We start from the raw sequence: 12631 nt of genomic DNA on the forward strand, positions 1-12631 counted from the left end.
TAATAATTATATGGTACAAGAGAAGACTTAAAGTTAACTTAACCTATAATTTTTATTTTTTTGCTAGAGATTTTAACTACTACCAGCCAAAGCAGAAAAGTTAGGAGGCAGATACTCACCACTATTAAGTATGTTTCTTCCTTTGTTATAAGGTTCTGCCAATTAAGCCGGATTCCTAATTTTTCTTGAAACTCTTCTAATAAGCTACTATTCCCCATAAATGTAGTTTCTAATTGCTCCTTCATTAAGACCTGTCTATAGAGAGAAGCAAGATAGGTAGCCGGTGTGCACTTCATGAGAACTTGAGCGAAGTTAGGAAGAATTCCCATTGGTACATAAGTTCCTACTAAAAATCCTGAAACTGTACCTACAATTGTAGCCAATTTACCCAGACTATCTACTGACTGGAAATGATAAATCAAGAGTACATTTACCAATGTTGAAAGGAGACTACTTAGCAGCATGATTAAACTTATTTCAAATAGCTTACTCATAGCTGGAATTTCTTGAAAATAAAGGCTCATAACAATAAGCATAAAGGCTTGCATAACAAAGGAAATGATAAGGCTACTAATAAGATAAGACAGTTGCAAGCCCCAGCTCCCTAAGTCTGTCAAAAAGAGATCCTGATCCACTTGATTTTCACGATCTTGTACCATCTGGGTCAAAGCTGTAAAACTGGTTGTAATCCCAGTCACAGCCAAGGTTCCACCCATCAGCCAGTTATTTAATAGACTCTTATTATCAGGAAGTTGGGACCAGGCATCCATCAAATTTTTCTGCAAAAAAATGATATAGAGTAGAAAGGAAATCAAAGCTCCCAGTAATGAGAAAAAGACTCCTGAACGATTTCGAAAATACAACAAAAAATCACGTTTTAATAAGGCTAACATTAGCGCACCTCTCTTCCTGTAAGGGCTATGAAGGCATCATCCATAGTTCCTGGACGAAATTCAAAGCTAGCAATCTTCTCACGAACTTGGGTCAAATAATCAATAGCTTCCAATTGGCTCTTAGGATAAAGACTATACTCAAACTCATTTTCCTTTTCCACAGGCATATTTTTAGGTAAGAATTTCTCCACCTGCTTGTCTTTAAAACAAATTTTTAAAAGATTGGAAGCGTACTCACTTTTAATTTCAGCAGCAGAACCTTGGGCAATAACCTTTCCATGATCTATAATATAAAGTTGATCTGCCTCATCTGCTTCATCCAGATAATGAGTCGTTAAGATAATAGTCATCCCTTCATCTCTTTGTAGACGATACAATAAATCCCAAATGGATTTGCGAGTCTGAATATCTAGTCCAGTCGTAGGCTCATCTAGAAATAAAATATCGGGATTGGATAGGAGAGCCCGAGCAATGTCAACTCGACGTTTCTGTCCTCCTGATAAAGTTCCATAAAGTTGTTTCTGAAAAGCAGTCAACCCTAGTTGATTGATTAAATCTTCCACACGACCACCTTTAATCCCCTTATACTGCTGGGCGCGAATGGCTAGGTTTTCTTTGACCGTCAACTTTTCATCCAATACACTTGCTTGAAAAACAACTCCAATCCTAGTATTGGGCGCATAGATGATTTGACCATTAGTTGCTCTTTTAAGTCCGATTAACATTGAAATCGTGGTCGATTTGCCAGCTCCATTAGGTCCTAAGATTGCGTTAAAACTTCCTTTTTTAAACTCTAAATTTATATCTTTTACTGCTGTATGGTCTCCATAGTTCTTAGTGAGGCCTTTTGCTTGTAAAATCATATTTCCTTCCCCCTTTTTACACCTTCAGTTTAACAAAAAGGAAAAAGAAAAAATATAGTTTGGTACTATGTGGTCGAAATGGATGATTATGTGGTCAATTCCACCTTAAAACTTCTGCATTTGAACATAAAAAAAGCCACCTGATTTGGTGGCTTCTTTAGGGAGATTATTATGAAAAAGAAAAGTTTAGGATTTCTATTAAATAAAGTTAGGAGGTCTTTACTTAATGATTACATGATACATGAGTAAACTTAAAGTTAACTTAAGATAAAAGAATTATTTTAATTTTTTTCGATCCACCCAAATCATTCCTGTACAATCATAAGTAGATAAGGTTTTAAACCCCAGAGAACGGTAAAAACCCAAGGTTTTTTCTGTCTGTTCAGTCGCTAGTTGTATTTGGTAGGCATCCTTATAGTCAGCTAAGGCTTCTTTCATCAAGTTACTACCAATTCCTTGGCGCTGATAGCTAGGCAAAACAATCAAATCCTGGACAAAAACCGATGAAAAACCGTCTCCAACCAGACGCACTAAACCAACGATTTCCTCACCATCACGCGCAAGATAAGTCGTTAGCGAATGAGACAAGGCCTGCTCTAACATCTGTGGCTGATTGGTATAGTTTGTCCAACCAACTGCCTGATAGAGATGTAAAACGTCATCAATTGAAACAGAGGATTCTTTTGTAAATTTTATCATAGTAGAACCTTTCTAACATTCTCTAAGAGATTTCAACTGTTGCCCATTTTCATCAAAATTTTCAGGATGCAACCACGCTTCCAAGCGAGCTTTGACTTGAGCCCAGTCCTTATCGATCATGGACAACCAATCCGTATCTCTGGTGCGACCTTTATAGATAACAGCTTGGCGGAAGGTTCCTTCATAGACAAAGCCCAAACGTTCTGCTGCTTTTCTAGATGAAAGATTGAGGGCATCACACTTCCACTCATAACGTCGATAATTGAGCTCTTCAAAGACATAACGGGCTAGCAAATAGTGAGCTTCTGTTCCCATCCTAGTCTGTTTGAGAGCTGGAGAAAAGGTCACCGCGCCAACTTCAATGGTGCGATTGGCTTGGTCAATACGCATGAGAGAAAAAGTCCCCAACGCCTTTCCAGTCACTTTATCGATAATCGTATAATAGAAGCGATCCTTGCGCTCAATCATCTTCTTTAAAGCGACGATTAATTCTTCGAGATTTTCTACTGGTGGTTGAAAGAGATAGGTCCACATGTCACGAGGGCTATCTGGGCCATAAACAGCTAACAAATCTTTCGCGTGCTTTTCCACCGATAGAGCTTCTATAATCGTATATCGCCCTTCTATCCGTACAAGTGAAGGCAAAACTCCAGGTGTATCATCTACAGGTTCACCAATCATCTGACCGTATTCATTTACTGGCATAGCTTTCTCCTTGTCTCACACTTATAAGTTTAAAGATGTGAATAGTATATCACATCTCACAGGTAATCTACAAAAAATCCTCCAGATTATGGAGGATTGATCAAATATGGAAACGAGTGAGTTAATGCCCCTTGTGCTTCTCTCTACGTTTTTGCTGTTTGCGTTCGAATTTCTCTTGTTTGAGCAATTGTTTTTGGACACTAGATTGATGTTTTGAAATCTTTTTCCTTTCCTCATACTGCAACTGCAATAGTTCTTTCGACTTGGAAGAAACTTTCTGCTTTACTTGTTTCTTCACAGCTCGCTGTAATCGTTTAGGATTCTTGATTTTTACATGTTGCTTAACTGTAGTTTCTGGACTAAAAGATAATTGAGTAAACTGAGTCTGTAAAATCTCTAGAATTTCATCATCTTTTGGCTCCTTACCAAATGTCACACGACAAACTTGATAAGTTTCTCGATACACTTGTTCGAACAAACCATGCCAAAATCCATCTTCAAAATAAACTGTCAATCCAATTGAAATTGTTTCCACGACAGCACCTCCTTAAATCTATCCCTAAGAATGGACAACCAAGGAGGAAGGTTACTGATAGGCTTGCCTACGTCTGGACTACCAACCAGAACTGTGTTTTTATCTTAGTTGGAACTATTATAGCATATAGCAATACAAAAATCCTCCAGAACTTAGCTCTGAAGGACTTTTAAATTTATTTCACAACAATATTTACAAGCTTGTTAGGTACACTAATCACTTTCACGATTTCCTTACCATCGATCTCTGCTTTGACTTTTTCGTCAGAGAGAGCAACTTCTTGCAATTCTTCGCGTGAAAGATCTTTAGCGACCATGAGTTTAGCACGGACTTTTCCTTTGATTTGAACGACGATTTCAATTTCGTCTTCAACCAATTTGCTTTCATCCCATGTTGGCCAAGCTACGTAAGAGATAGACTCGCCTGTTGCTGCCACTGTTTGCCAGAGTTCTTCTGCCAAGTGAGGGGCAAATGGGGCAATCAATTGGATAAAGCCTTTGGCGTAATCCACATAGAGTTTGTCTTCCTTGTTAGCAGCGTTGACAAAGACCATAAGTTGGGCAATGGCTGTGTTGAATTTCATGGACTCGATTTGCTCTGTGACAGCCTTAACGGTTTCGTTGTAAACCTTGTCTAGAGCGCCATTATTTTCCGCAACGATTTCTTTACTTGTAATCAAACGGTAAACACGGTCAAGGAATTTACGACTTCCTTCCAGACCTTCTTCAGACCAAGCGATGGAAGCATCGAGTGGTCCCATGAACATTTCATAGACACGAAGGGTATCGGCACCGTATTGTTCCACTACGTCGTCTGGATTTACAACGTTCTTGAGGGATTTAGACATCTTAGCTGGTGCTTGCTCCAATTCTTCCCCTGTTTCCACATGGAAGAAGGAACCGTCACGTTTTTCAACCTTGTCAGTTGCCACAAGTGCACCACGGTGGTCACGGTAGCTTGTTCCCAAGATCATTCCTTGGTTAAAGAGTTTTTGGAATGGTTCTTTGGTTGGAACGACACCGATATCATAGAGGAATTTGTGCCAGAAACGAGCGTAAAGCAAGTGAAGAACAGCGTGTTCTGCACCACCCACGTAGATATCGACTGGCAACCATTGTTTGAGGAGGTCCTCATCGGCCAATTTCTCTGTGTTATGTGGATCAATGTAACGGAGGTAGTACCAACTTGAACCTGCCCATTGTGGCATGGTATTGGTCTCGCGACGACCTTTGACGCCATCTTCACGAGTCACTTCCAGCCAGTCTGTCAAGTTGGCTAGTGGGCTTTCCCCAGTACCTGAAGGGCGGATGTCCTTGGTTACCGGCAAGACAAGTGGGAGGTCACTTTCTGGAACGGCTGTTGAAGTCCCATCTTCCCAATGGATGATTGGGATTGGTTCACCCCAGTAACGTTGACGGCTAAAGAGCCAGTCGCGGAGACGGTAAGTTACCTTCTCTTGACCACAACCTTTTTCTTCCAACCAAGCCACAATCTTGGCAATAGCATCTTCTTTGTTAAGACCGTTCAAGAAGTCAGAGTTGACGTGAAGACCATCTTCTGTGTAAGCAGCCTCTTCAACGTTTCCACCTTCAAGCACTTCTACGATTGGAAGACCAAACTGTTTGGCAAATTCCCAGTCACGTTGGTCGTGGGCAGGTACAGCCATAACAGCACCTGTACCATAGCTAGACAAAACGTAGTCGGCAATCCAGATTGGGATTTCTTTGCCGTTTACAGGGTTAATCGCATAAGCACCCGTCCAAACTCCTGTTTTTTCCTTGGCAAGGTCTGTACGAGCCAAGTCTGATTTGAGGCTTGCTTGGTGTTTGTAGTCTGCTACAGCTTCAGCTTGTTCCGCACTTACGATGGCATCTACTAGTTCATGCTCAGGCGCCAAAACAGTGAAGGTAGCACCAAAAAGGGTGTCAGGACGAGTGGTAAAGACGGTGAATTCCTTGTCAGTCCCTTTGACTTTGAAAGTGACATTGGCACCAGTTGATTTACCAATCCAGTTGCGTTGCATGTCCTTGATAGACTCTGGCCAATCAAGGTCATCCAAGTCATTGAGCAGGCGCTCAGCATAAGCAGTGATTTTAAGCATCCATTGGCGCATTGGTTTGCGGACAACTGGATAACCTCCACGCTCAGAAGTTCCGTCAGGAAGGACTTCTTCGTTGGCGATAGCTGTTCCCAACTCTTCCACCCAGTTTACTGGCACTTCAGCTTCATAAGCCAAGCCTTTTTCGTAAAGCTTAGTAAAAATCCATTGCGTCCACTTGTAGTAGTTTGGGTCTGTAGTATTAACTTCACGGTCCCAGTCGTAAGAGAATCCAAGCGCATTTATTTGGCGTTTGAAGTTGGCAATGTTTTCCGCTGTGAATTCTGCTGGGTCATTCCCTGTATCCATAGCATATTGCTCTGCAGGCAAACCAAAGGCATCCCATCCCATTGGGTGAAGGACGTTGTAGCCTTGGGCACGCTTGAAACGACTGAGAATATCTGTCGCTGTATAGCCTTCTGGGTGCCCTACGTGCAGACCTGCTCCAGATGGATAAGGGAACATGTCCAATGCATAAAACTTCGGTTTTGACGCATCTGTTCCTGTCTTAAATGTATGATGTTGGGCCCAATAGCCTTGCCACTTAGGCTCGATTTCTTTATGATTGTAAAAACTCATGGTCTCTCTCCAATTTTGTGATGTTACTATTATACCATTTTTGAGGGAATTTGAAAGATGAGAAATGTTCTTTTGGGCTTGGATGGAAAGAAAGACTGAATCGCAAATCCAGCTTATTTAGCAGTATAAAAAATTAGCTAACACTTGAAATTAACTTATATCGATTATTTATCTCTTCCATCTTTTTCCCCTAACGCCTTTGACTCATATTCCCCGTTTTAGATTTCTTTAAGGTTTTTATTATATCCTATAGAACTCTGCAAATTATAAACATTAAGCAAGTCGTAGAGTAAAAACGTTCGTAAAAAAGGAGACTTTTATGAAAAAACTACTATTATTTCTCTCTTGTGGATGGATATTTCTTACTTTATCAGGATGTTCTTCAACAACAGAAGCGGAAACTAGCTCTGAAAAAGATTCAGATAACACCTTGGTTATCTACTCGCCTAACCCTGAAGACCTTATCGAAGAAACAATCCCAGCCTTCGAAGAAAAATATGGTATTAAGGTTGACTTAGTACAAGCCAGCACTGGTGAATTGTTCAAAAAAGCTGAGGCTGAAAAAGAATCCCCTGTAGCCGATGTCATTTTCGGAGGCTCCTACGCCCTCTTCTCTTCTAACGAAAATCTTTTTGAACCTTATATTTCTCAAGAGAACGACCAGATAATCCCTGAATATCAAAATAAAACTGGATTCTACACGCCTTATACACTTGATGTCAGTGTCATCATTGCCAATTCAGCTCTTACAAAAGATATTAAAATTGAAGGCTACAATGATCTACTCAATCCTAAATTAAAAGGAAAAATCGCAACTGCTGATCCAAGTAATTCTTCTAGCGCCTTTGCTCAATTAACAAACATGCTTGTGGATCAAGGTGGCTATGAAAATGAGCAAGCTTGGACATATGTGAAAAATCTATTTAGCTTAGTAGACGGTAAAATTGCTTCTAGTTCTTCAAATGTCTACAAATCTGTCGCTGACGGAGAAATGGCTGTAGGACTTACCTATGAAGATCCTGCCTTGAAACTCTTAAACGATGGCGTTGATGTAAAAGTCATTTATCCAAAAGAAGGAACCGTCTTTTTGCCTGGTAACGCAGCTATTATCAAAAATGCCAAACACATGGAAAACGCTAAAAAATTTATCGATTTCCTTCTTTCTCAAGACATTCAGGATAAACTAGGAACTGAAACAACCATTAGACCCATTCGAAAAAATGCTAAAACCAATAAAAATATGAAATCAATGACCGAAATCAATATCGCCACTGAAGATTCTGAGTACGTCATCCAAAATAAATCAGCTATTCTTAAAAAGTACAATGATATTTTCACTAATATTCAATCGAAACAGTAAAAGAGGTTCGCTATGAGTGAGATCAAAATTATTAACGCAAAAAAAATCTACCATGACATTCCTGTCATTGAGAATTTAAATGTTACGATCCCAAAAGGAAGTCTTTTCACTATTCTTGGACCTTCAGGTTGTGGAAAAACGACTCTACTTCGAATGATTGCAGGCTTCAACAGTATTGAAGGCGGAGAATTTTACTTCGATGATACTAAAATCAATAACATAGAACCCAGCAAACGCAACATCGGTATGGTTTTCCAAAACTACGCTATTTTCCCACATTTGACTGTTCGAGATAATGTTGCTTTTGGCCTTAAACAAAAAAAGGTTCCAAAAGATGAATTAGTTCAACAAACTAATAAATATCTGGAACTAATGCAAATTGATCAATACGCAGATCGAAAGCCCGATAAACTCAGTGGTGGACAACAACAACGTGTCGCCTTGGCACGTGCCTTAGCTGTTAATCCAAGTGTTCTCCTCATGGACGAGCCTCTTAGTAACCTGGATGCGAAACTTCGCTTAGATATGCGCCAAGTTATTCGAGAAATTCAACACGAAGTGGGAATTACAACTGTATATGTGACCCACGACCAAGAAGAAGCGATGGCCATTTCTGACCAAATTGCTGTTATGAAAGACGGTGTTATTCAACAAATTAGTCGTCCAAAAGAGCTTTACCACAAACCAGCAAATGAATTTGTTGCAACATTTATTGGTAGAACAAATATAATCCCTGCTCGTTTAGAAAAACAAGCTGATGGAGCTTACATAGTCTTCGAAGACGGCTATTCTCTTCGTATGCCAACTCTTGACCAAGTTGACGAGCAAAACATCCGTGTTAGCATCCGTCCTGAAGAATTTATCCGTGATGAAAATGGTCCAATCGATGGAACAATCACCGATAGTGTTTATCTTGGACTCACCACTGAATATTTTGTAGAGACTGCATTTTCTTCAAAAATACAGGTCAGCGAAGAATCAACTTTTGAAGAAGATCTTCAAAAAGGGGATCGAATTCGTCTACGAATCAATACTCAAAAGTTAAATGTTTTTTCTGCAGATGGTTCCCAAAATCTTATTACAGGAGTTGGCTATGAAAGGTAAAAAACTAAATATTTGGACAGCCTCCTCGTTCTTCATCTTTCTTACCTATCTTATTTTTCTTGTTTATCCAATTATTATTGTACTCAAGCAAGCACTCATACATGAAGGTCAATTCTCACTAGCTAATTTTGAGGATTTCTTTAGTAAATCCTATTACTCTGAGACACTAGTAAACAGTTTTAACGTCTCCATTACTTCTACTGTAACTTCCCTAGTTTTAGGGACCTTATTGGCTTACCTCTTTTCTATATATGACTTCAAAGGAAAGAAATTTTTACAGATATTGATTATCATCGCTTCCATGTCAGCTCCTTTCGTAGGGGCATACTCTTGGATTCTCTTGTTGGGACGAAATGGTGTCATCACTAAATTTTTGACAAATGCCCTTCATCTTCCAGCTATTGATATTTATGGCTTCAAAGGAATTGTACTTGTGTTTACACTCCAGCTATTCCCATTAGTTTTTCTATACGTGGCTGGAGCCATGAAAAGAATTGACCATTCTCTTCTTGAAGCCGCTGAAAGCATGGGGGTATTTGGATTCAAACGTATGATAACAGTTATTTTGCCCCTTTTAGTTCCAACTTTACTTGCCGCTGCCCTACTCGTATTTATGAGAGCATTTTCCGACTTCGGAACTCCTATGTTAATTGGTGAAGGATATCGAACTTTCCCTGTTTTAATTTATAATCAATTCATTAGTGAGGTTGGCGGAAATTCTGCTTTTGCATCTGCTTTAGCAATCATGGCGATTATCATTGCTTTAACAATCTTTCTTATTCAAAAATATATTTCCAATCGCTATAGTTTCAGCATGAATTCTCTCCATCCAATTGAGCCGAAAAAAACTACAAAAGGGAAAATGGCAGCAATTTATGCAACAGTTTACGGAATTGTCTTATTTTCTGTTCTACCTCAATTATTTTTGATTTATACCTCTTTCTTAAAAACATCAGGTATGGTATTTGTCAAAGGCTATTCTCTAAACAGTTACAAGATTGCCTTCAATCGTATGGGAGCTACTATTTTTAATACGATTCGCATTCCTTTGATTGCTTTGATTCTAGTTGTTTTATTTGCATCATTTATCTCCTACCTAGCTGTTAGAAAACGAAATTTGTTTACAAACTTAATTGATAGCCTTAGTATGGTACCTTATATCGTACCAGGAACAGTTCTCGGTATTGCCTTTATCTCTTCATTCAATACAGGTATCTTCGGAAGTGGCTTCCTTATGATTACAGGAACAACCTTCATCTTGATTATCTCCTTATCTGTAAGAAGACTCCCTTATACAATCCGCTCATCTGTTGCTAGCTTACAACAAATAGCACCTAGTATTGAAGAAGCAGCTGAGAGTTTAGGAAGTAGCCGTCTCAATACTTTCAGTAACATCACTGTTCCAATGATGTTACCCGGTATTATTTCTGGATCTATTCTATCATGGGTAACAATGATTTCAGAACTATCTACTTCTATCCTGCTATATAATGCCAAAACAAAAACTATGACCGTAGCAATCTATACAGAGGTTCTCAGAGGAAATTATGGTGTGGCAGCTGCTTTGTCAACTATACTCACTGTCTTGACAGTTACTTCATTATTACTATTTATGAAAATTTCTAAAAACAATAGCATTACCCTCTAGTTTTTCTCCTAAAGACAGCCAAATTACTCATTGGCTGTTTTTTTATTTATACTCTATCATTCAATTAACTCTTCATAAATAATATAGATGCAAGATAGGGCTTTTTATGGTAGAATATAGGAAAGTGCTTTCTCAGAAGGAGGGGAAAATGAACAAACAAACCATCGCTGTTTTAGGGCCTGGTTCTTGGGGTACTGCTCTGTCACAAGTTTTAAATGACAATGGACATGAAGTACGTATCTGGGGAAATATTCCTGACCAAATTGACGAAATCAATACACAACATACCAACAAACGCTATTTTAAGGATACTGTTTTAGACGAAAAGATTGTTGCCTACCATGATTTAGCAGAAGTCTTGAAGGGCGCTGACGCTGTTTTGTTCGTAGTTCCAACTAAGGTGACAAGATTGGTAGCTCAACAGGTAGCTGCTGTTCTTGATCATAAAGTAGTTATTATGCATGCTTCAAAAGGTCTCGAGCCAAATAGTCACAAACGTCTTTCAACTATTCTTGAAGAAGAAATCCCTGAAGAGTTCCGTAGTGAAATTGTGGTTGTATCTGGTCCTAGTCACGCAGAAGAAACAATTGTACGCGACATCACCTTGATTACTGCCGCTTCTAAAGATTTACAAACAGCTCAGTATGTTCAAGCACTCTTTAGTAACCACTACTTCCGTCTTTATACCAATACAGATGTGATCGGAGTGGAAACGGCTGGTGCTCTTAAAAATATCATCGCTGTTGGTGCAGGGGCCCTTCATGGACTTGGATTTGGAGATAATGCAAAAGCAGCTATTATCACGCGCGGGCTTGCGGAAATCACTCGTCTAGGAGTCAAGCTTGGAGCAAATCCATTAACTTACAGTGGTCTTTCTGGAGTTGGGGATTTAATCGTTACAGGAACTTCTGTCCACTCACGTAACTGGCGAGCAGGTGATGCTCTTGGGCGTGGTGAAGCCTTGGCAGATATCGAAGCCAACATGGGAATGGTCATCGAAGGAATTTCAACAACCAAAGCTGCTTACGAATTGGCGCAAGAGCTTGGAGTCTATATGCCTATTACCCAGGCTATTTACCAAGTTATTTATGAAAATGTTAATATTAAGGATGCTGTTTCTGAACTCATGAGTAACGAGTTCAAGGCAGAAAACGAGTGGTCATAATCACCGTTAGAAAGGATGCTCATGAAGCAAAAAGTTAGAAAAGCTGTTATCCCTGCTGCGGGACTTGGAACTCGTTTCCTCCCAGCAACCAAAGCCTTGGCCAAAGAAATGTTGCCAATCGTGGATAAGCCAACCATTCAATTCATCGTTGAAGAAGCTCTCAAGTCTGGAATTGAGGACATTCTTGTTGTAACAGGGAAGTCAAAACGTTCTATCGAAGACCACTTTGACTCAAACTTTGAACTAGAATACAACCTCAGGGAAAAAGGAAAAACGGATCTCTTAAAATTAGTTGATGAAACAACTGGTATGCGCCTTCACTTCATCCGTCAGGCACACCCACGTGGCCTCGGAGATGCCGTTTTACAAGCCAAAGCTTTCGTCGGGAACGAACCTTTTGTGGTGATGCTGGGAGATGACCTCATGGATATCACTGATGACAATGCTATCCCATTGACCAAGCAACTCATGAATGATTACGAGGAAACTCATGCCTCTACTATCGCCGTAATGCCTGTCCCACACGAAGAAGTTTCTGCCTATGGTGTTATCGCGCCTCAAGGCGAAGGAAAAGACGGACTTTACAGCGTTGAGACCTTCGTTGAAAAACCAGCACCTGAGGATGCACCAAGTGATTTAGCGATTATCGGTCGTTACCTCCTCACACCTGAGATTTTTGGTATTCTTGAAAATCAAAAACCTGGCGCCGGAAATGAAATCCAACTAACAGACGCTATCGACACACTCAACAAAACTCAACGTGTATTTGCTCGTGAGTTTAAAGGCTCTCGTTACGATGTCGGAGACAAATTTGGATTTATGAAGACATCTATCGAATACGCCCTCAAACATCCTCAAGTCAAAGATCACTTGAAAGACTACTTGATTGATCTTGGAAAAGAACTTTCAGGTGAATAACAAACCCTTAAAATCAGGTTGAATTTACCTGGTTTTTTGTTGCCCAACCCCCTCTAAAGCTCGT

11 protein-coding genes are annotated in these 12631 nt (G+C 39.7%); 5 read left to right on the plus strand and 6 right to left on the minus strand.

Features of this window, described 5'->3' with window-relative positions; translation table 11 throughout:
* Positions 1-38: 38 nt before the first annotated feature.
* The 6 genes from I1J71_RS00895 to leuS form a co-directional block, all read right to left on the minus strand.
* The gene (locus tag I1J71_RS00895) at positions 39-893 is read right to left on the minus strand and encodes an ABC transporter permease (protein WP_195183381.1); all 855 of its coding nucleotides are present in this window, start codon (positions 891-893) and stop codon (positions 39-41) included.
* Positions 893-1756: an ABC transporter ATP-binding protein gene (locus I1J71_RS00900; protein WP_060955161.1), complete on the minus strand. Its 864-nt coding sequence runs from the start codon at positions 1754-1756 to the stop codon at positions 893-895. Before I1J71_RS00900 ends, I1J71_RS00895 begins: the two co-directional genes overlap by 1 nt.
* A 276-nt stretch (positions 1757-2032) precedes the next feature.
* A complete protein-coding gene (locus I1J71_RS00905) occupies positions 2033-2455 on the minus strand; it encodes a GNAT family N-acetyltransferase (protein ID WP_195183382.1) in 423 nt (140 codons plus the stop codon).
* Positions 2456-2467: 12 nt separating this feature from the next.
* A complete protein-coding gene (locus I1J71_RS00910) occupies positions 2468-3160 on the minus strand; it encodes a GNAT family N-acetyltransferase (RefSeq protein ID WP_195183383.1) in 693 nt (230 codons plus the stop codon).
* A gap of 121 nt (positions 3161-3281) precedes the next feature.
* Complete coding sequence (locus I1J71_RS00915) at positions 3282-3695, minus strand: YjdF family protein (protein ID WP_195183384.1); 414 nt, start codon at positions 3693-3695, stop codon at positions 3282-3284.
* Positions 3696-3870: 175 nt separating this feature from the next.
* A complete protein-coding gene (gene leuS / locus I1J71_RS00920) occupies positions 3871-6372 on the minus strand; it encodes a leucine--tRNA ligase (protein ID WP_195183385.1) in 2502 nt (833 codons plus the stop codon).
* 319 nt (positions 6373-6691) lie between these two features.
* Between leuS and I1J71_RS00925 the strand changes: the two genes are divergently transcribed.
* From I1J71_RS00925 to galU, 5 genes are all read left to right on the plus strand, one after another.
* A complete protein-coding gene (locus tag I1J71_RS00925) occupies positions 6692-7732 on the plus strand; it encodes an ABC transporter substrate-binding protein (protein WP_195183386.1) in 1041 nt (346 codons plus the stop codon).
* Positions 7733-7744: 12 nt separating this feature from the next.
* Positions 7745-8836, plus strand: coding sequence for an ABC transporter ATP-binding protein (locus tag I1J71_RS00930; protein ID WP_195183387.1), 1092 nt, complete (start codon positions 7745-7747; stop codon positions 8834-8836).
* Positions 8826-10484 carry an ABC transporter permease gene (locus I1J71_RS00935; protein WP_195183388.1) on the plus strand — a complete coding sequence of 553 codons (1659 nt, stop codon included), beginning with the start codon at positions 8826-8828 and terminating at the stop codon, positions 10482-10484. The genes I1J71_RS00930 and I1J71_RS00935 overlap by 11 nt, the downstream gene beginning before the upstream one ends.
* 148 nt (positions 10485-10632) lie before the next feature.
* Positions 10633-11649 (plus strand): NAD(P)H-dependent glycerol-3-phosphate dehydrogenase, encoded by a 1017-nt coding sequence (locus I1J71_RS00940; RefSeq protein ID WP_195183389.1) that lies wholly within the window; start codon positions 10633-10635, stop codon positions 11647-11649.
* Between the two features lie 21 nt (positions 11650-11670).
* On the plus strand, positions 11671-12567 hold the full coding sequence (gene galU / locus I1J71_RS00945; RefSeq protein WP_195183390.1) for a UTP--glucose-1-phosphate uridylyltransferase GalU: 897 nt from the start codon (positions 11671-11673) through the stop codon (positions 12565-12567).
* Positions 12568-12631: the final 64 nt, after the last annotated feature.

It is taken from the genome of Streptococcus infantis (assembly GCF_015546995.1).
In the GTDB taxonomy this organism is placed as follows: Bacteria; Bacillota; Bacilli; order Lactobacillales; family Streptococcaceae; genus Streptococcus; species Streptococcus infantis_J.

What these genes read in the sequence shown, in the direction of transcription:
- I1J71_RS00895 (WP_195183381.1), bottom strand. Translation starts at nt 893, where the DNA reads ATGTTAGCCTTATTAAAACGTGATTTTTTGTTGTATTTTCGAAATCGT.
- I1J71_RS00900 (WP_060955161.1), bottom strand. Translation starts at nt 1,756, where the DNA reads ATGATTTTACAAGCAAAAGGCCTCACTAAGAACTATGGAGACCATACA.
- I1J71_RS00905 (WP_195183382.1), bottom strand. Translation starts at nt 2,455, where the DNA reads ATGATAAAATTTACAAAAGAATCCTCTGTTTCAATTGATGACGTTTTA.
- I1J71_RS00910 (WP_195183383.1), bottom strand. Translation starts at nt 3,160, where the DNA reads ATGCCAGTAAATGAATACGGTCAGATGATTGGTGAACCTGTAGATGAT.
- leuS (WP_195183385.1), bottom strand. Translation starts at nt 6,372, where the DNA reads ATGAGTTTTTACAATCATAAAGAAATCGAGCCTAAGTGGCAAGGCTAT.
- I1J71_RS00925 (WP_195183386.1), top strand. Translation starts at nt 6,692, where the DNA reads ATGAAAAAACTACTATTATTTCTCTCTTGTGGATGGATATTTCTTACT.
- I1J71_RS00930 (WP_195183387.1), top strand. Translation starts at nt 7,745, where the DNA reads ATGAGTGAGATCAAAATTATTAACGCAAAAAAAATCTACCATGACATT.
- I1J71_RS00935 (WP_195183388.1), top strand. Translation starts at nt 8,826, where the DNA reads ATGAAAGGTAAAAAACTAAATATTTGGACAGCCTCCTCGTTCTTCATC.
- I1J71_RS00940 (WP_195183389.1), top strand. Translation starts at nt 10,633, where the DNA reads ATGAACAAACAAACCATCGCTGTTTTAGGGCCTGGTTCTTGGGGTACT.
- galU (WP_195183390.1), top strand. Translation starts at nt 11,671, where the DNA reads ATGAAGCAAAAAGTTAGAAAAGCTGTTATCCCTGCTGCGGGACTTGGA.